The organism is Streptomyces soli, from assembly GCF_003999195.1.
In the GTDB taxonomy this organism is placed as follows: Bacteria; Actinomycetota; Actinomycetes; order Streptomycetales; family Streptomycetaceae; genus Actinacidiphila; species Actinacidiphila soli.
The window spans coordinates 1-18832 of record NZ_RJVR01000328.1 but is presented as its reverse complement, the minus strand read 5'-3'; the positions used below and the strand labels follow the sequence as shown (position 1 = coordinate 18832).

The 18832-nt window shown below is 71.4% G+C and carries 14 protein-coding genes and 1 pseudogene; 5 read left to right on the top strand and 10 right to left on the bottom strand.

Features of this window, described 5'->3' with window-relative positions:
- On the top strand, positions 1 to 794 hold a 794-nt coding region (locus tag EFK10_RS52385), incomplete at its 5' end, for an NPCBM/NEW2 domain-containing protein (RefSeq protein ID WP_206305761.1).
- Positions 795 to 804: 10 nt separating this feature from the next.
- On the opposite strand, the gene EFK10_RS51365 is transcribed toward EFK10_RS52385, so the two are convergent.
- The 4 genes from EFK10_RS51365 to EFK10_RS38905 all read right to left on the bottom strand — a co-directional run bounded on the left by EFK10_RS51365 (position 805) and on the right by EFK10_RS38905 (position 8286).
- A complete protein-coding gene (locus EFK10_RS51365) occupies positions 805 to 1224 on the bottom strand; it encodes a hypothetical protein (RefSeq protein ID WP_240677743.1) in 420 nt (139 codons plus the stop codon).
- A gap of 272 nt (positions 1225 to 1496) precedes the next feature.
- Complete coding sequence (tmk, locus tag EFK10_RS38915) at positions 1497 to 4565, bottom strand: dTMP kinase (RefSeq protein ID WP_127360383.1); 3069 nt, start codon at positions 4563 to 4565, stop codon at positions 1497 to 1499.
- 456 nt (positions 4566 to 5021) lie between these two features.
- A complete protein-coding gene (gene topA / locus EFK10_RS38910; RefSeq protein WP_127360382.1) occupies positions 5022 to 7886 on the bottom strand; it encodes a type I DNA topoisomerase in 2865 nt (954 codons plus the stop codon).
- A 205-nt stretch (positions 7887 to 8091) separates the two neighbouring features.
- Positions 8092 to 8286, bottom strand: a complete 195-nt coding sequence (locus EFK10_RS38905) for a hypothetical protein (protein ID WP_127360381.1) — start codon at positions 8284 to 8286, stop codon at positions 8092 to 8094.
- A gap of 255 nt (positions 8287 to 8541) precedes the next feature.
- Between EFK10_RS38905 and EFK10_RS38900 the strand changes: the two genes are divergently transcribed.
- The 3 genes from EFK10_RS38900 to EFK10_RS38890 all read left to right on the top strand — a co-directional run bounded on the left by EFK10_RS38900 (position 8542) and on the right by EFK10_RS38890 (position 9796).
- A complete protein-coding gene (locus tag EFK10_RS38900) occupies positions 8542 to 8967 on the top strand; it encodes a TM2 domain-containing protein (protein WP_127360380.1) in 426 nt (141 codons plus the stop codon).
- Positions 8960 to 9367, top strand: coding sequence for a DUF2752 domain-containing protein (locus tag EFK10_RS38895; protein WP_127360379.1), 408 nt, complete (start codon positions 8960 to 8962; stop codon positions 9365 to 9367). The genes EFK10_RS38900 and EFK10_RS38895 overlap by 8 nt, the downstream gene beginning before the upstream one ends.
- A gap of 165 nt (positions 9368 to 9532) precedes the next feature.
- The gene (locus tag EFK10_RS38890; RefSeq protein WP_127360378.1) at positions 9533 to 9796 is read left to right on the top strand and encodes a TM2 domain-containing protein; all 264 of its coding nucleotides are present in this window, start codon (positions 9533 to 9535) and stop codon (positions 9794 to 9796) included.
- 57 nt (positions 9797 to 9853) lie between these two features.
- On the opposite strand, the gene EFK10_RS38885 is transcribed toward EFK10_RS38890, so the two are convergent.
- The 5 genes from EFK10_RS38885 to bldG form a co-directional block, all read right to left on the bottom strand.
- Entirely contained in the window at positions 9854 to 11371 is a 1518-nt protein-coding gene (locus EFK10_RS38885) for a DUF7059 domain-containing protein (RefSeq protein WP_127360377.1), read from the bottom strand.
- A 105-nt stretch (positions 11372 to 11476) separates the two neighbouring features.
- Positions 11477 to 12049, bottom strand: coding sequence for a small secreted protein (locus tag EFK10_RS38880; protein WP_127360376.1), 573 nt, complete (start codon positions 12047 to 12049; stop codon positions 11477 to 11479).
- Between the two features lie 198 nt (positions 12050 to 12247).
- Positions 12248 to 14653, bottom strand: coding sequence for a sodium-translocating pyrophosphatase (locus EFK10_RS38875; RefSeq protein WP_127360375.1), 2406 nt, complete (start codon positions 14651 to 14653; stop codon positions 12248 to 12250).
- A 289-nt stretch (positions 14654 to 14942) separates the two neighbouring features.
- Positions 14943 to 15401 (bottom strand): ATP-binding protein, encoded by a 459-nt coding sequence (locus EFK10_RS38870; RefSeq protein WP_127360374.1) that lies wholly within the window; start codon positions 15399 to 15401, stop codon positions 14943 to 14945.
- A gap of 90 nt (positions 15402 to 15491) precedes the next feature.
- The gene (gene bldG, locus EFK10_RS38865; protein WP_127360373.1) at positions 15492 to 15833 is read right to left on the bottom strand and encodes an anti-sigma factor antagonist BldG; all 342 of its coding nucleotides are present in this window, start codon (positions 15831 to 15833) and stop codon (positions 15492 to 15494) included.
- A gap of 135 nt (positions 15834 to 15968) precedes the next feature.
- Between bldG and EFK10_RS38860 the strand changes: the two genes are divergently transcribed.
- The gene (locus EFK10_RS38860) at positions 15969 to 18311 is read left to right on the top strand and encodes a DEAD/DEAH box helicase (RefSeq protein ID WP_127360372.1); all 2343 of its coding nucleotides are present in this window, start codon (positions 15969 to 15971) and stop codon (positions 18309 to 18311) included.
- Between the two features lie 44 nt (positions 18312 to 18355).
- Here the strand turns inward: EFK10_RS38860 and EFK10_RS38855 are convergent.
- A pseudogene (locus EFK10_RS38855) lies at positions 18356 to 18682 on the bottom strand (Rv3654c family TadE-like protein); the annotation flags it as partial.
- Positions 18683 to 18832 lie beyond the last annotated feature (150 nt).

Below are 18832 nucleotides of genomic sequence, written 5' to 3'. Positions count from 1 at the left end.
CTGCGGGCGGCGCGGCGGCCGCCGCGGGCGCCAGTACGCCGCTCAAGGTCGGCATCGCGGCGGGCGTCGTCGTGGCCGCGGCGGGCGTGGCGCTGGCCATCGCCCTGACCGGGGGCCACGACAAGGCACCGGTGAAGGCACAGCCCAAGCCCTCGCCCGTCGTCGAGGCGCCGACCGCGCCCGCGCCCTCGAAGAAGCCGAGGCCCTCGCCCAGCCCGGCGCCGGTGCGGCAGGCCGCGCCGTCGCCCACCCCGACGCCAACTCCGAGCCCGACGCCGACGCCGACGAAGAAGGCGCCCTCCACTCCGTCGCCGACGCCCACCAAGAAGCCGAGCCCCACCCCCACGCCCACCCCGACCCCGGCGCCCGAGGTCTACCAGGTCAACCAGCTCGGCTACGCCCCGCTCGGCTACGCCACCGAGCCCACGATCCGTACCGGCGACTGGGTCTGGCAGCGCCGGAGCCTCGGCATCGGCGGCACGACGTACGACTACGGGGTCACCGTCTCCACCCCGTCCTCGGTGACCATCGACCTCAATCGCTCGTGCACCTCGTACGACGCTCTGGTGGGCATCGACGACCTCGCCCTCGGCCTGGGCTCGGCCCGCTTCTCCGTCTACGGGGACGACACCCGCCTGTGGCAGTCGGGCGTCATCCGCGGCGGCGACGCGGCAGTGCCGGTGCACGCGTCGCTCGCCGGCCGCGCGACCCTCCGGCTGGTCGTCGAGGCCACCGACGCCTGGCAGCCCGTGAACATCGCCGCCTGGGCCACGTCCCGGATCAGCTGCGCCTAGCGCCTGCGGTTCAGCCCGTCGCGGGCACCTCGCAGGCGCCGTCCGCGTCGCAGGCCTCGGCGGCGGCCGGCGCGGCGGCGCCCGTTTCCTTGGCCACCTGCTCGAGGACGCTCAGGAAGGTCGAGGATTCCTGGCCGCCCTGGACGGCCCACTGGCCCTCGAAGACGAAGGTGGGGACGGCGGTGATGCCGTACTCACCCCGTACGAAATGGATCTCGGCGCTCGCGCCGTACGCCTGCGCCCGCAGCCAGCGGTCGCCGGTGCGTTCGCTGAGGGCCTGCAGCTCCGGCAAGTCGGCGTCGGCGCGCGCCATGCCGCCGGGGGTGTCGACGAGGGTGTGGGTACGGAAGAGCAACGCGCTCGCCAGCGCCCAGTCGTCGCCGTACGCACGGCAGTTGTCGACGACCGCGTCCATGTTCTCGCGGACCATGGCGAACTCACCGACGATGAAGCCGACGAACGGCCACAGCAGGCCCGGGAATCGGGCGGCTTTGCGGGCCTGTGGCCGGGTTGTGCCAGCTCCCCCAGCTGGACGCTGGGTGGGGGTACCCCCGGCGGGGACCCCACCTCGCTTCGCTCGCCTTGCGGAACGTTCTCCCACCACCCGGTAGAACCAGCCCGTCCGGCGTTTGAGGACCGCGGTCTGGGGCGGGAGCCCCAGCGGTGCGGGGCAGCAGTCCCTTGCCCTGTGAGCGCCGCAGGCTATCGGCGGCGGGAGTCGGGGTGGTCGTCGTCGTGGGGGCCCAGGAGTTCGTCGGCGAGGGAGGGGAGGTCGTCGAGGGGGGTTTCCTCGGCCCAGGAGGGGCGGGGGCGGCGGGTGGAGGGCTGGGCGGCGGGGAGTTCGCGGGTGCGCTCGTTCTCGGGCTCGGCGGGGCGGAAGAAGTCGGACGGCACGCGGTCGGTGGGGCCGTCGTCCGCCTTGGGCAGGACGGCGGTCTCGTCGGCGTCCGGACCGGACGTGTCCCGTACGGGCGGCAGCACCGCGGTCTCCTCGTTCGGGGAAACCGGCGGCACCGCGGGCAGGACAGCCGTCTCAGCGGCGTCCGGCGTGGGGACCTCGATGGTCTCGGTCGGGTCCTCGAGGCGCGGCACCTCGACGGTGCGGGTGGCTTCGCCACGCGGCACCTCGACGGTGCGGGTGGCTTCGCCCGCCTCGGCGGCCTCGAGGCGGGCCTGCTCGGCGCGGAGCAAAGCCTCCTCGGCCTTGCGCTGCTTCTCCAGGCGCCGTTCCTCCGCCTCGGCGCGGAGGCGGGCCTCTTCCTCCTTCTGGCGGCGGAGCCGTGCCTGCTCCTCCTCATAGGCCCGCTCCTGGGCCTCGCGGCGCAGGCGCTCCTCCTCGGCCAGGCGGCGGGCTTCCTCGGCCCGCTTACGGGCCTCCTCGGCCTCACGTTCCTCCACCTCGCGGCGGGCGGCCTCCTCTATGAGGCGCTTGCGCTCGGCTTCCTCCGCGCGAAGCTTCCCGAGTTGGGCCTGGCGCTCGCGCTCCAGCCGCTCTTCCTCGGCCTTGCGGGCGGCTTCCTCCTCCGCCAGGCGCCGGGCCTCCTCTTCCGCCGCGCGGCGGGCCTCCTCGCGGGCCTCGATCTCCTTCTCGGAGAGCGGGAGCACCTGGTCGAGCCGGTGGCGTACGACCGTGGTCACCGCCTCCGGCTCCTGGCCGGCGTCCACAACCAGGTAGCGGGCCGGGTCGGCCGCGGCGAGGGTGAGGAAGCCGGACCGTACGCGCTGGTGGAACTCGGCGGGCTCGGACTCGAGCCGGTCGGGGGCCTCGGTGAAGCGCTCGCGGGCGGTCTCGGGGGCGACGTCGAGCAGGACCGTCAGATGCGGTACGAGACCGTCGGTGGCCCAGCGCGAGATGCGGGCGACCTCGGTCGGGGCGAGGTCGCGGCCGGCGCCCTGGTAGGCGACGGAGGAGTCGATGTAGCGGTCGGAGATGACGACCGCGCCGCGTTCGAGGGCGGGGCGTACGACGGAGTCGACGTGCTCGGCACGGTCGGCGGCGTACAGCAACGCCTCGGCTCGGGGCGAGAGCCCGGCGCCCGACACGTCGAGGAGGATCGACCGCAGACGCTTGCCGACGGCGGTCGCGCCGGGCTCGCGGGTGACGACGACCTCGTGGCCCTTGTCGCGGATCCAGTTCGCCAACGCCTCGACCTGAGTGGACTTCCCGGCGCCGTCGCCGCCCTCGAGGGCGATGAAGAAGCCGGTGGAGGCCGGGACCTGGGCCGGGTCGCCGCCGCGCAGCGCCTCGCGCAGGTCCCGGCGGAGGGGGACGCCCTGGCGGTCGTCGGTCTTGCCCAGCACGAGCGCGGCGACCGGCAGCAGCAGCGCGCCGAGCAGCATCAGCGCGTACGCGGCTCCGCCGTGATCGAAGGTGAAGGAACCGTTCGCCAGACGATGCCGGCCGATCACCCCGGCGAGCAGCGGCGCGGCGACGGCGGCGATGGCCAGGAAGACCCTGACCACGGCGTGCAGATGCTCGGTGGTCCGGGCCCGGCGGGGCTCCTCGGCCTCCTGGTCGATGAGGGTGTGGCCGGTGTTGGCGGTGATACCGGAGGCGGTCCCGGCGAGGAACGCCAGCAACAGCACGGTCGTCGGGTCCGGCACGACCCCGGCCAGCAACAGCGCCAGCCCGGTCACGGCGATCGCGAGCGCGAACAGCCGGCGCCGCGACAGCCCCGGCAGGGTGCGCGGGGCGATCCGGATACCCAGCACGGGCCCTGCGGTGAGGGCCAGCACGAGCAGCCCGTAACCCACCGGGCCGCCGCCGAGGTCCGAGGCATGCAGCACCGCGAGCGCGACAGCGGCGGCCACCGCCCCCGCGACGGCCGCCGTGGCGAGCACCAGCAGCGGCACGGCCCCGGTGCGGCCGCGCTCGGGCGCGCCGTGCGCGTCCTTGGGCAGCCGCAGGCCCTCCAGCGGCGAACGCGGGCGGACAGCGGCCGAGTTGGGCAGTTCGAGGAAGTACAGGACCGCGATGGACGACGAGAACAGCCCCGCCGCCACGTACGACGCCAACGCCACCTGATGCGCGCCGAACCAGCCGATGCCGACGGCCAGCAGATTCCCTACCAGGGTGACCGCGACCAGCGCCAGCGCGGCGATCGGCAGCGCCACGAATCCCGTACGCAGGTCCAGGCGCCGCAGCGCGTCCAGGTGGTCCGGTGCCGGGCGCACCACCCCGTCGCCCGGCGCGGGCACGGGCAGCAGGGCGGGGGCGGCGCCGTCCTTGGCGACCGTCCAGAGGCGTTCGGCGACGCCGGTGACGAAGACGGTGATCAGCAGCCAGGCAACGGCGGTGTCCGGCACCAAGTCGATCCACAGCGGCGCCACGATCAGCAGCGCCAGGCGTACAGCGTCGGCGCCGATCATCGTCCAACGGCGGTCGAGGACGCCGTCCGGAGCCGTCAGCGCGCTCAGCGGGCCCAGCAGGACCGCGCCGAACAGCAGCGTCGCGAGCAGCCGCGCCCCGAACACGGCGGCGACGGCGAATGCCGCGCCACGATAGCCCCCGCCGAACGGCTGCGCCGCGACCGTGGCCTGGACCGTCAGCGCGACGAGCGTCAGCAGCCCCAGGCGATCGGCGACCGTGCCCGTGAAGTGGGCGCCCCACAGCTTCCGCAACGGCGGGATCTTCAACAGTGCCCCGACCGCCCGCTCCCGCGAGTCCGCAGCGAGATCACCCGCGAAGGCGTCAGCCACGTCTGTCACGTGGGTCACATCTGTGGTCGGCTGCTGTTGCTCGTGCTCGGCCGGCTGCTCCGATCGCGTCATTCCGCAAGCCTATCCGGAGCCGGTGCGTCCCAAGCGCCCCGCCCGAACATACAGCCGGGGCCCAATCCCCAACGCGCCCCTCGCACCGCTCGGCCCCGGGGAGCCTCCCCGGCTTCGGGCCACTGCGCCGGGCTCCCCCCCAGACTCCGTCTGGGGGGGTCCTCCCCCAGCCTGGCGGCTGGGTGGGGGTCCCCCCGGCCGAAGGCTGGGGGAGAGTGCCCCCCTCCGCCGGGCCGGGGCTCCGCCGCGCCCCCCGGGGTGGGTGGTTGCGGTCCGTTAGCGGCTGCGGGCTCGTGGGACGGGTAGTTCCCCCGCCCCTTCCCGAAACCAGGAGCGCTGCCCCTGACCCCGGACGCGTGCATTGTCCGGTGCCGGTCCGTGGCCGGATTGTGCCAGCTCCCCCACCCAAACGAAGGTTTGAGGGAGAGCCCCCAGCGGGTCCGCCAGCCCCTCGGGCTAGTCGACGGACTTCGTGGCTGAGGCCGAGGACGCCTTCTTGGCGGCGGCGGTCTTCTTGACTGCGGCGGTGGTCGTTTTCTTGGCGGCGGTCTTCTTGGCGGCAGCCTTCTTCGCGGGGGCCTTCTTGGCGGCAGCCTTCTTCTTGACGGGGGCCTTGGCGCGCTTCTCGGCGAGGAGTTCGTAGCCGCGTTCGGGGGTGATCTCCTCGACGCTGTCGCCGGTGCGCAGGGTGGCGTTGGTTTCGCCGTCGGTGACGTACGGGCCGAAGCGGCCGTCCTTGACGACGACGGGGCGCTCACTGACCGGGTCGGTGCCGAGTTCCTTCAGGGGCGGCTTGGCCGCCGCGCGGCCGCGGGCCTTGGGCTGGGCGTAGATGGCGAGGGCTTCGTCGAGGGCGATGGTGAAGAGCTGGTCCTCGGTCTCGAGGGAGCGCGAGTCGGTGCCCTTTTTCAGGTACGGGCCGTAGCGGCCGTTCTGGGCGGTGATCTCGGTGCCGGACTCGGGGTCGACGCCGACGACGCGGGGCAGCGACATCAGTCGCAGCGCGTCTTCGAGGGTCACCGTGTCGAGTGACATGGACTTGAAGAGCGAGGCGGTACGCGGCTTGACCGCGTTCTTGCCGGTCTTCGGGGTGCCCTCGGGGAGGATCTCGGTGACGTACGGACCGTAGCGGCCGTCCTTGGCCACGATCTGGCGGCCGGTTTCGGGGTCGGTGCCGAGCTCGAAGTCGCCGCTGGGCTTGGCGAGGAACTCCTCGGCGAGCTCGACGGTGAGCTCGTCCGGGGGGAGGTCGTCGGGGACGTCGGCGCGCTGGCCGGGCTCGCCCTCGACCTCGGACGGCTTCTCGACATACGGGCCGTAGCGGCCGACGCGGAGCATGATGCCGCCGGTGCCGACAGGGAAGGAGGAGACCTCGCGGGCGTCGATGGCGCCGAGGTCCTCGACGAGCTCCTTGAGGCCGCCGAGGTGGTCGCCGTCACCGTTGCCGGCGTCGGCGGCGGAGCCCTCGGCACCGTGCTCGGAGCCGAAGTAGAAGCGGCGGAGCCACGGCACGGCACGGGCCTCGCCGCGCGCGATGCGGTCGAGGTCGTCCTCCATCTTGGCGGTGAAGTCGTAGTCGACCAGGCGCCCGAAGTGCTTCTCGAGCAGCCCGACGACGGCGAAGCTCAGGAAGGACGGGACGAGGGCCGTGCCCTTCTTGAAGACGTAGCCGCGGTCGAGAATCGTCCCGATGATCGACGCGTACGTCGACGGGCGGCCGATCTCCCGCTCCTCCAGCTCCTTGACCAGCGACGCCTCGGTGTAGCGGGCGGGCGGCTTGGTGGCGTGGCCGTCGGCGGTGATCTCCTCGGCCGTGAGCGCGTCACCCTCGCTGACCTGCGGCAGGCGGCGCTCGCGGTCGTCGAGCTCGGCGTTCGGGTCGTCGGCGCCTTCGACGTAGGCCTTCATGAAGCCGTGGAAGGTGATGATCTTGCCGGAGGCCGAGAACTCGGCGTCACGGCCGTCCGACGCCCGGCCGCCGACCTTCACGGTCACCGACTGGCCGACGGCGTCCTTCATCTGCGAGGCGACCGTACGCATCCAGATCAGCTCGTAGAGCCGGTACTGGTCGCCGGTGAGGCCGGTCTCGGCGGGGGTGCGGAAGCGGTCGCCGGAGGGGCGGATCGCCTCGTGCGCCTCCTGGGCGTTCTTGACCTTGCCGGTGTACACGCGCGGCTTGTCGGGCAGGTACTCGGCGCCGTACAGCTGCGTGACCTGCGCGCGGGCAGCGGTGATGGCCGTCTCGGACAGGGTCGTGGAGTCCGTACGCATGTAGGTGATGAAGCCGTTCTCGTACAGCTTCTGGGCGACCTGCATGGTGGCCTTCGCGCCGAAGCCGAGCTTGCGCGAGGCCTCCTGCTGGAGGGTCGTCGTACGGAACGGCGCGTACGGCGAGCGGCGGTACGGCTTGGACTCGACGGACCGCACCGCGAAGGACGCGTCGGCGAGGGCAGCGGCCAGGGTGCGCGCGGCGGACTCGTCGAGGTGGAGGACGGTGGCGCCGTCCTTCAGCTGCCCGGTCGTCGCGTCGAAGTCGCGGCCCTGGGCGACACGGCGGCCGTCGACGGTGGTCAGCTTGGCGGCGAAGGTGCCGGGGTCGGACGCTCCCCCGCTCTCGGCTTCGCTCGAGCGCAGGGACCCCCATCCGGTACGACCGGTGGAGAAGGTGCCGGAGAGGTCCCAGTACTCGGCGGAGCGGAAGGCGATACGCTCGCGCTCCCGCTGCACGACGAGCCGGGTCGCCACGGACTGGACACGGCCGGCCGACAGCCGGGGCATGACCTTCTTCCACAGGACCGGCGAGACCTCGTAGCCGTAGAGGCGGTCGAGGATCCGGCGGGTCTCCTGGGCGTCGACGAGGGGCTGGTTGAGCTCGCGGGGATTGCGGACGGCTTCCTGGATGGCGTCCTTGGTGATCTCGTGGAACACCATCCGGCGGACCGGGACCTTGGGCTTGAGGACTTCCTGCAGATGCCAGGCGATGGCCTCGCCCTCGCGGTCCTCATCGGTTGCGAGGAGGAGTTCGTCGGACTCCTTCAGCAGGTCCTTGAGCTTCTTGACCTGTGCCTTCTTGTCGGCGTTGACGACATAGATCGGTTGGAACTCGCTGTCGACGTTGACGCCGAGCCGCGCCCACGGCTGGCCCTTGAACTCCGCCGGCACCTCGGCGGCCCCGTTGGGGAGGTCGCGGATGTGCCCGACGCTCGCCTCGACCACGTATCCAGGGCCGAGGTAGCCCTTGATCGTCTTCGCCTTGGCGGGCGACTCGACGATGACGAGTCGGCGGCGGCCGCCCTGTGCGGTCTCGCGGGTCGGGGACAACTTCGCTCTTCTCTCCGGATCGAAGGGTGGTCTCGCTGCGGAGTGTGACCGTACATCCCGGCCCCGTGTCAAACGGGAAAAGTCCGCAACGCCACTCGAACGGTAACCCGACAAGCGTCCCGTCTGCCGCACGGACTGCCAGTCATGTCCGATTCATCCCGGTGGCAGTGCGTGTCATGGGCACGACGTGCGGTGATCGATCTGCTCAGATGCGTAGCAAAGACCAGACACCCACGAGCAGCGACACCGCTCCGAAGAGCACCGAAAGCACGGTGGCGGTCGGCCCGCCGCCCTCGGTCACCGGGACGCGGCGGGTGATGCGAGTCACCGTCCACAGCAGCAGTCCGGCCCCGAAGAGCGCGAAGACCGTCCCGGCGAAGACCGCTGGTGCGGTGTCCATGTCCTCCCCCTTCTTCTCTGTGTCTTCTTCTTCTTCTCTGTGTCTTCCTGCGGCGCGTTTTTTCTACTTCTCCGTCGTGCGCCGCAGACTGCCACGCCGGGACCAAGGCCGGGAGAATCCCGGGTGAACGCCGTGGCGCGTTTTCGACGGTGGCGAAGCGCACGCGAACCCCTCTCTCCCGTCCTGCCCGACCTGACAAGATGACCGACGACGCCCGAATCACCTTCCGCAGTCCGCAGAACGGGGAACCCCGAGATGTCCGACCCGAACAACCCCTACGGCCCTCCGCCCAGCGACGGTTACGGCTACCCGCAGCAGCCCGCAGGCCCGCCCGGACAGCCTGGCGGACAGCCGGGTTACGGCTATCCGCAACAGGGCGCCTACCCGCCCCCCGGCGGACCCGGCGGCTACTCGGCGGGCTACGCAGGCGACCCCAACGCCCCGTACGGCTACGACGCGTACGGCCGCCCGCTGTCCGACAAGTCCAAGATCGTGGCCGGCGTGCTGCAGCTGCTGGTCGGCGGCCTGGGCATCGGCCGTTTCTACACCGGCGACGTCGGCATAGGCCTGGCCCAGCTGTTCACCTGCGGGGGCTGCGGCATCTGGTCGCTGATCGACGGCATCCTCTACCTCACCAGCAACGACCGCACCGACTCCAACGGCCGGATCCTGCATGGCTGAGGCGCTCACCCGCCTCCGGGCCGTGGCCGGGCGACCGGCCACGGCTTCGCTGGCATCCGTTGCCGCGGGCATCAGCGCCGCCGCGTATCTGTACGGCACCAACCCGCACCAGCCGGGCCACTGGCTCCCCCGCTGCCCCTTCAACTGGGTGACCGGACTGTACTGTCCGGCCTGCGGCGGCACCCGCATGGTCTACGACCTGATGCACGGGGACCTCTCCGCCGCCTTCCACGACAACATGCTGCTGCTGATCGTCAGCCCGGCCGGACTCTTCCTCTACCTGCGGTGGTTCGCCGAGGGGCTCCAGGGCAGGGTGTTCCGGCCGACGCTCAAGCCGCGCGCGCAGGCGGTCGTGCTCGGGATCGCGGTGCTGTGGGCCGTGGTGCGGAACCTGCACTGACCGCCGTTGGCAACATGCCGATCACGGTTGCGTGACAAGACGTAATTAACAAGCCATCACCCCGCTCTTGGTGCGAAAATCTGGTCAATCCGAGGCGGGGGGCCGGATCCCGTATGTCTGCTCCTGCCGTTCGTCCCCATTTGATCGCGCAAGGAGCAGCACCCCATGGCTACGCCCACCCCTGACGCCCCCTACGGTTACGACCCGCAGGGCCGCCCGCTGTCCGACAAGAACAAGACGACCGCGGGTCTGCTCACCCTCTTCCTGGGCGGCTTCGGCGTCGGCCGCTTCTACACCGGCCACACGGGCATGGCCCTGGGTCAGCTCTTCACCTGCGGCGGCTGCGGCATCTGGTCGCTGATCGACGCGATCATCTTCTTCACCAGCAACGACCGCACCGACGCCCAGGGGCGCGTGCTGCAGGGCTGACCGCCCGCCTGACCCACCGAAGCCCGTCGGCCGTCCTGCGGCCGACGGGCTTCGTCGTCATCCGGTCAGCGGCTCCAAGAAGCCCTGTTCGACCAGCATGCGGATCGCCTCCGGCGTACGGTCCCGCAGTATGACCGGGTCCTCGCCCAGCAGTTGGGCGATGGCGTCCAGGATCGCGCCGGCTGTGAGGCTGCCGTCGCAGACCCCGGCGAAGCCGGCGCCGACCGTGTCGACCTTCGTGGCACGCCGCATGCCGCGGTTGGCGCGCAGCACCACGTGCTCGGGGTCCTCGGCGCCGGGGAGGCCGACCTGCTCCTGAACGACCTCGTCGGCGAGCCGGAAGCGGGCGGCGAGCAGTGCGGCGTCGTCGTGCGTACGCAGGAAGTCCTGGCGGTCGAACCAGGCGTCGATATCCGGGCCGAGCGGTTGTTCGACGGGGTGCGGCCACTCCTCCGCGATGACGGAGGGGCGGTCGGAGCCGGTCTTCCGGACAGTGATCCAGCCGAAGCCGATGCCCTTGACCTTGCGCTGTTCGAAGGCGTCGAGCCAGGCGTCGTAATGGGCGGCGTACGCGGTCGGATCGGCCAGGTGGTCGCCGCCGTCGCGCAGCCACAGCTCGGCGTACTGGGTGACGTCCTGGACCTCGCGCTGCACGATCCAGGCGTCGCAGCCCTGCGGGATCCAGGAGTTGAGCCGCTCGCGCCAGTCCTCGCCCTCGGTGTGCTGCCAGTTGGCGAGCAGTTGGCAGTAGCCGCCGTCGTTGAGGTGGTCGGCGGACTGTTGCACGAGCGTGCGGCACAGGTCGTCGCCCGCCATGCCGCCGTCGCGGTACGTGAAGCGGCTGCCCGGCGAGATGACGAACGGGGGGTTCGACACGATCAGGTCGAAGCGCTCGTCGCCGACCGGTTCGAACAGGCTGCCCTGCTTCAGCGTCGGCTCCGACGCGCCGGACAGCGCGAGTGTGAGCCGCGTGAAGTGCAGGGCCCGCGGGTTGAGGTCGGTCGCCGTGACCCGGGTGGCGTGCCGGGACGCGTGCAGCGCCTGGACGCCCGAACCCGTGCCCAGGTCGAGCGCGCTGCCGACGGGCTCCCGGACCGTGATCCCGGCCAGCGTCGTCGACGCCCCGCCCACGCCCAGCACGAGGTCGGCCCGGTCCACTCCCGGGGACGTACGGATCCCGTTCGCCCCGCCCACGGCGCAACCCAGGTCGGAGACGATCCACCAGTCCTCACCGGCGCCATCCCCCGCGTACGGCCGCACATCCACCGTCGCCCGCACCTCGTCCCCGTCCCGCACCAGCCAGCCGCCCGCGATCGCCTCCTCCAGCGGCAGCGCACCGCGCAGCGAGGCATACGGCACGGCCTGCTGCAGCAGGAACAGCCGCACCAGGCTCTCCAACGGCCCCCCGCCCCGCGTCGCCCGCAACGCGGGCACAGTCTCCGCCCGGGAGAGAGCGGCATAGGCGCTAGCCCCGAGCAGGTCGAGGCAGCCGTCAGCAGTGAAGGCCGCGGCGCGCAGTGCGTCGCGCAGGCGCTCCGCGTGGTCGGCGGTGGGGAGCGAGGGTTTCGTACTCACGCTGCCATTGTGCCGGGTTGTGGGAGAACGTTCCGCCAGGCGGAAGTGGCTGGCACAACCCGGCCACCGGCCTCAGGCGGACGGCCTACCCCCAACCTGGAGGGATCAGCTGGCCGACGCGCTCGGGGACGCGCCGCCCTGCTGGCAGCCCGGCTGCTTGGCCATGGCGGCGCCGACTTCACCCTTGCGGAGGGTGTCGAGGGCCTGCTCGCCGCTCTTGCTGACCTTGCCGAGGTTGTCGGAGACGGACTTGAGGCCGTCGGCGAACTTAGCCTGGTCCTTGGTGTTGAGGGAGTCGACCTGCTTCTTGAGGTCGGCGTAGGAGGCGGCGAGCTTGTTGAGGTCGGATACCGCGTTGGTCTTCACCGTGGCGCCGTTGTTGACGGGCGGGTCGCCGGCCTTGTCGACGATGTTCGCGAGGGACTTGTAGGCGTCCGAGATCTGCTGGAAGGCCGCCGCGTCCGCCTTCTGGACGTCCGCGGGCCGGCCGCCGCTGTCGACCTTGGTGATCGCCGTGTTGGCGTCGTTGATCTTCTTGACCTGGGTGGCGGCCTGGTCGCAGACCGTCTTCGCCCAGCTGTCGAGCTTCTTGTTGCCGCTGTCGCCGCATGCGGACAGCGACCCCATCGCCAGGACCAGAGCCGCACCGGACAGCGCAGCCGCGAATTTGTTCGTCACCGGTTGTCGTTCCTTCCGTGGCTCTACGGCCCCGGAACCTACACGCCGCACCAGACCCGGCCACCAATCGGCCGCACCTTTCAACATGTATTATAGCCATTTGCACCAAGCAACCAGTGACATACCTGACGTGGAAAAGGATGGTGGGCGCCACCCCAAAGGGTGACACCCACCACATTCTTGACGGTTGGTCGGCTGTCAGGGAGACGACACCACCGCGGGGTCGGCTGATCGCGTGGCCGTTCCCTCGCTGCCCTCGTCGTCGCCCATGGCGATGCCGCGCCGCTTGGAGATGTAGACCGCGCCGATGATCACGGCGATCGAGATCACCGCGACCCCGATCCGTACGCCGAGATTCGCGTCCTTGCCGTACGAGAACTGCACGACGGCGGGGGCGATCAGCAGCGCCACCAGGTTCATGACCTTGAGCAGCGGGTTGATCGCCGGGCCCGCGGTGTCCTTGAACGGGTCGCCGACGGTGTCGCCGATGACGGTCGCGGCGTGGGCCTCGCTGCCCTTGCCGCCGTAGTGGCCGTCCTCGACGAGCTTCTTGGCGTTGTCCCAGGCGCCTCCGGAGTTGGCGAGGAAGACCGCCATGAGCGTGCCCGCGCCGATGGCCCCGGCGAGGTACGAGCCGAGCGAGCCGACGCCGAACGTGAAGCCGATCGCGACGGGCGCCAGGACGGCGAGCAGGCCGGGGGTGGCCAGTTCGCGCAGCGCGTCCTTGGTGCAGATGTCGACGACGCGGCCGTACTCGGGCTTCTCGGAGTAGTCCATGATCCCGGGGTGCTCGCGGAACTGCCGCCGCACCTCGTAGACCACCGCGCCCGCCGACCGGGACACCGCGTTGATGGCGAGCCCGGAGAAGAGGAACACGACCGCGGCGCCGAGCAGCAGCCCGACGAGGTTGTTCGGCTGGGAGATGTCCAGGGTGAGCCAGCGGGCGTCGGAGGCGGGGATGTCCGCCTTGGCGACGGCCGTGTCGATGGCTTCCTTGAACGACCCGAAGAGCGCGGTCGCCGCGAGGACGGCGGTCGCGATGGCGATGCCCTTAGTGATCGCCTTGGTGGTGTTGCCGACCGCGTCCAGGTCGGTGAGCACCTGGGCGCCCTCGCCGTGGACGTCGCCGGACATCTCGGCGATGCCCTGGGCGTTGTCGGAGACCGGCCCGAAGGTGTCCATGGCGACGATCACGCCGACCGTGGTCAGCAGCCCGGTGCCGGCCAGCGCGACCGCGAAGAGGGCCAGCCACACTGACGTACCGCCCAGTAGGAAGGCCCCGTAGACCGCGAGCCCGATGAGGACGGCCGAGTAGACCGCCGACTCCAGGCCGAGGGAGATACCGGACAGGACGACAGTGGCCGGCCCGGTGAGCGAGGACTTGCCGATGTCCCGGACGGGGCGGCGGCTGGTCTCGGTGAAGTAGCCGGTGAGCTGCTGGATCAGCGCGGCGAGCACGATGCCGATGGCAACCGCGATCACGGCGAGGATCCGGGGGTCGCCGGGGTGGGCGGCGATGTCGGCCGGTACGCCCTTGAGGTCGGCGTACGAGGACGGCAGGTAGACGAACGTGGCCACCGCCACCAGCACCAGCGAGATCACGGCGGAGATGAAGAAGCCGCGGTTGATGGCGGTCATGCCGCTGCGGTCGGATCGGCGCGGGGCGACCGCGAAGATGCCGATCATGGCGGTGAGGACGCCGATCGCGGGGATGAGGAGGGGGAAGGCGAGGCCGGAGTCCCCGAAGGTCACCTTGCCGAGGATCAGCGCGGCGACGAGCGTGACGGCGTACGACTCGAAGAGGTCGGCCGCCATCCCGGCGCAGTCGCCGACGTTGTCGCCCACGTTGTCCGCGATGGTCGCGGCGTTGCGCGGGTCGTCCTCCGGGATGCCCTGCTCGACCTTGCCGACCAGGTCGGCGCCCACGTCGGCGGCCTTGGTGAAGATACCGCCGCCGACCCTCATGAACATCGCCAGCAGCGCCGCGCCGAAGCCGAAGCCCTCCAGCACCTTGGGGGCGTCCTGCTTGTAGATCAGGACGACCACGGAGGCGCCGAGCAGGCCCAGGCCGACCGTGAACATGCCGACCACACCGCCGGTGCGGAAGGCGATCTTCATGGCACGGTGGGACACGGCGGTCAGGTCGGCCTTCGGCTCACCGGGCCCGGGTGTCGCTGCCCGCGCTGCCGCCGCCACTCGTACGTTGCTGCGGACCGCCAGCCACATGCCGATGTACCCGGTGACGCCCGAGAAACCGGCGCCGACCAGGAAGAAGATGCTGCGTCCGATGCGCTGCGCGGTGGTGTCGGCGGGGAGGAGCATCAGCAGGAAGAAGGCGGCGACCGCGAAGACGCCCAGGGTGCGGAACTGCCGTGCCAGGTAGGCGTTCGCGCCCTCCTGCACCGCGCCCGCGATCTCCTTCATGCTGTCGGTGCCTTCATCGGCTGATAGCACTTGACGTACCAGCACCACCGCGAGCCCCAGTGCTGCGATGGCTACGACTGCGATGACCAGTACGAGATTGCGGTTGGCGTCGGTGAGCACCGGGTTGGCGGCCAGGGATGAAGCAATGTCCTGCGTGTGAGGGGTGAGTTGCCCCGCCATTCGTCCTCCTTGACGTTTGGCACATGGGCGCGCGGCTCCTGCGACTTCGAGAGCCGCTGCGCTCAGGCGAACTGAGCAAAGATGTGGACGGATTGTAGGGAGCCGAACTAGATCAAAACAGGGCGCAGGAGCCCTGTTTCGCCTGTCACGGGGGAATAGCAAAGCGCCCGCACCACAAAATTCACCGTAAACGGTGAATGGGGCAGGCGCTACAGGGCGACACGGGAGTGTTCGCTGCGGGGGCCGGGACGTCCCTGACTACGGCGTCCGGGGGCTTCGGCGTCTGAGGCTACGGCGCCATGGTCGGCCAGGTCATGCGGATCAGGCCGCCGTTCTCGCCTTCTATGACCTCGACGTCGTCAACCAGGCCGCTGATGACGGCAAGACCCATCTGACCCTCGTCGTCGGCCTCGGAGTCCTCGGCGGGGGCGGGGCCGGGCCGGGGCTCGTCGCCGCGGGCCGACGGGACAGCGGGGGCCGAGCCGTTGACGGGCGTGATCGGGACCTCGTCGCCGACCTCGATGGAGAACTTCTTCTCGTCCTCGGTCAGCAGCACCCGCACCGGCTTGTCCACACCGCTGCTGCGGTGCAGTCCGACGGCGCGACTGCAGGCCTCGCCCACGGCAAGCCGGACCTCGTCGAGAACGGCCTCGTCCACCCCCGCCCTGCGCGCTACCGCGGCCGCTACGAGTCGTGCGGTACGGACGTGCTCCGGCAGAGCGCTGAAGAGCAGTTCTACGGTGGGCATGGCCTCCCCCTCGTGCCTATGGGCGGGCATCACGGGGGCCCGGGCGTCGTTTTCCGCCCGGCACCCCGCGTACGTACAGCGATCAGCCGGTCAGTCGGTCGCCGCGACGGCCTCTTCGACCGAGGTGTGGATGGGAAACACCTTGGTCAGGCCGGTAATCCGGAAAATCTTGAGAATGCGCTCCTGATTGCATACCAGGCGAAGCGAGCCTTCATGCGCACGAACCCGCTTGAGCCCGCCGACCAGCACACCGAGTCCGGTGGAGTCCAGGAAGTCGACGCCTTCCATGTCCACGACCAGGTGGTAATTGCCGTCGTTCACGAGCTCGACCAGCTGCTCACGCAGCTTGGGCGCGGTGTACACATCAATCTCGCCGCCGACCTCGACGACCGTACGGTCGCCAACGGTTCGAGTCGACAGGGACAGGTCCACGGATCCTCCAGCACCTTGCATCGAGCGGTCGCCCCCCATGGATCGGCAGCCGCGTTGGCATTCAATCACTTACCAGCGGGCGTGTACGACGCCTTACGGCGATTGTCCGTCATGCCAGTGACACACTGAGTGCCGATGGCCCACGATCTTCCGCAGTCGGCGCACGGCCGCCCTTCCCCCCGCGTCCTTCTTGAGCGGCTCGCCACGGGGGCAGGCAGGGCCGCGCGCATCACCCATACGGAGCACTTGCCCGCACGGGTCGGCCGCCATGCCGATTGGCCTGATCAGATCCGCAGTGAAGTGATCGAGGCCGTACGGACGGCAGGCATCGAGCGCCCCTGGCAGCACCAGGCGCGCGTCGCTACCCACGCTATCGGCAACACGTCGGTCGTGGTCGCAACGGGGACGGCCTCCGGCAAGTCGCTCGCCTATCTGGTGCCGGTGCTGAGCGCCCTGCTGGACGGCTCCGAGGCCCCGAACGGGCGTGGGGCCACCGCGCTGTACCTGGCGCCCACCAAGGCCCTGGCGGCCGATCAGCGGCGCGCCGTGGCCCGGCTGGCGGCGCCGCTGGGCACGGCGGTGCGGCCGGCGGTCTACGACGGCGACACGCCCTTCGAGGAGCGGGAGTGGGTCCGCCAGTACGCCACGTACGTGCTGACCAACCCCGACATGCTGCACACCGGCATCCTGCCGGGGCACGCCCGCTGGTCGTCCTTCCTGCGGGCGCTCCGGTATGTGGTGATCGACGAGTGCCACACCTACCGGGGTGTCTTCGGCTCCCACGTGGCCCAGGTCATACGCCGGCTGCGGCGGCTGTGCGCCCGCTACGGCTCCGACCCGGTCTTCCTGCTGGCGTCGGCCACGGCCGCCGACCCGGCAGAGGCTGCCACCCGGCTGACCGGCGTGCCGGTGGTGGAGGTGACCGACGACGCCTCCCCGCGCGGTGAGCTGGCCTTCGCCCTCTGGGAGCCGCCGCTGACCGAGCTGAGCGGCGAGCGGGGCGCCCCCGTGCGGCGTACGGCCGTGGCCGAGGCGGCCGACCTGCTGACCGATCTGGTGATCCAGGGCACCCGTACGGTCGCCTTCGTACGGTCCCGGAGGGGCGCCGAGCTGGTCTCCGTGATCGCCAAGGAACGGCTCGCGGAGGTGGACGCCTCGCTGCCGCGCCGGGTCGGGGCCTACCGCGGCGGCTACCTCCCGGAGGAACGGCGCGCGATCGAGCGCGACCTGCACGACGGCCGGCTGCTCGGTCTGGCCTCCACCACGGCCCTGGAGCTGGGCGTGGACGTCTCGGGGCTGGACGCCGTGCTCCTGGCCGGCTATCCCGGCACCCGGGCCTCCCTGTGGCAGCAGGCGGGCCGGGCGGGCCGGGGCGGCCAGGGCGCGCTGGCGGTGCTCATCGCGCGGGACGACCCCCTGGACACGTACCTCGTCCACCACCCGGAGGCGCTCTTCCAGCGCCCCGTGGAGTCCACAGTGCTGGACCCCGACAACCCCTACGTCCTCGCCCCCCATCTGTGCGCGGCGGCGGCGGAGCTTCCGCTCGGGGAGGCGGATCTGAAGCTCTTCGGGCCAGCGGCCGCCGACCTGGTCGGCCAGTTGGAACAGCGCGGGCTGCTCCGGCGGCGGGCCGGCGGCTGGTACTGGACCCGGCGCGAGCGCGCGGCCGACCTCACCGACATCCGCGGCGGCGGCGGAAACCCCGTGCGGGTCGTCGAGGCCGGGACCGGCCGCCTGCTCGGCACCGTGGACGCCGGGTCCGCGCACGCCACCGTGCACGAAGGCGCGGTGCACCTGCACCAGGGGCGTACGTACCTGGTGCGGCGGCTCGATCTGGACGAGTCGGTCGCCCTGGTCGAGGAGGCGGATCCGGCGTACTCGACCATGGCGCGCGACGTCGTCTCGGTCTCCGTGCTGGAGGTCGAGCGCGAGGAGGCCTGGGGCGACGCCCGGCTCTGCTTCGGCTCGGTCGAGGTCACCAACCAGGTCGTCTCCTTCCTGCGCCGCCGGCTCATCACCGGCGAGATCCTCGGTGAGCACAAGCTCGACCTCCCGCCGCGCACACTGCGCACCCGGGCCGTCTGGTGGACCATGACCGACGACCAACTCGACGCCGCCCATGTCCACCCCGAAGAGCTCCCCGGCGCCCTCCATGCCGCCGAGCACGCCTCCATCGGTCTGTTGCCCCTCTTCGCGACCTGCGACCGCTGGGACATCGGCGGGGTCTCGATCGCCCTGCATCCTGATACCGGCCTTCCGACGGTCTTCGTGTACGACGGCCACCCCGGCGGCGCGGGCTTCGCCGAGCGCGCGTTCCACACAGCGCGGAATTGGCTCACAGCCACGCGGGAGGCCATCGCCTCCTGCGACTGCGACTTCGGCTGCCCCTCCTGCGTCCAGTCCCCCAAATGCGGCAACGGCAACGACCCCCTGGACAAGTCGGCCGCGGTGCGGGTGCTCGACGCGCTCCTCGCGTGACGGGGTTGGGGGGTAGGCCGTCCGCCTGAGGGGAGCGGCCTTCATGGCCCCGCTCTCGAGCGGACCTGGGCCGGACCGACCGCCGCCGTCAGGTCGGCGATTTCGCCGACCACGGCGCAGCGGAGCAGCCGCGCACCCTGTGCGGAGGCGACCCGGGCGGCGAGGGCGCAGGCGGTGGCCTCGCCCTCAAGGGCGTGGTCGGCGGCGGCGAGGGCGGCCAAGTCCGCGGCGGCGCCCGCACGGTGGCGGGCGGTCAGGGCGTGGCTGAGGGCCAGGAGGCCGGCGGTGGCGGCGCAGAGGAGGGCTACGAGGAGGACCGCCCAGACCGTGGCGGAGCCGCGGTCGCCAGGAGCGGCCGGCTGCGGGCTCATGACGCCTCCGCCAGGGCCGTGGCCTCGGCCCGGAGCGTGAGCGCGGCCACGCGGGCCGTCACGCGGACCCGGACCAGGTCCCCGGCGTGGTCGAGCGTGACGGCCGCGCCACGCGGTGCGGCGGACCGCGCGGCGGCCAGGGCGACGGAG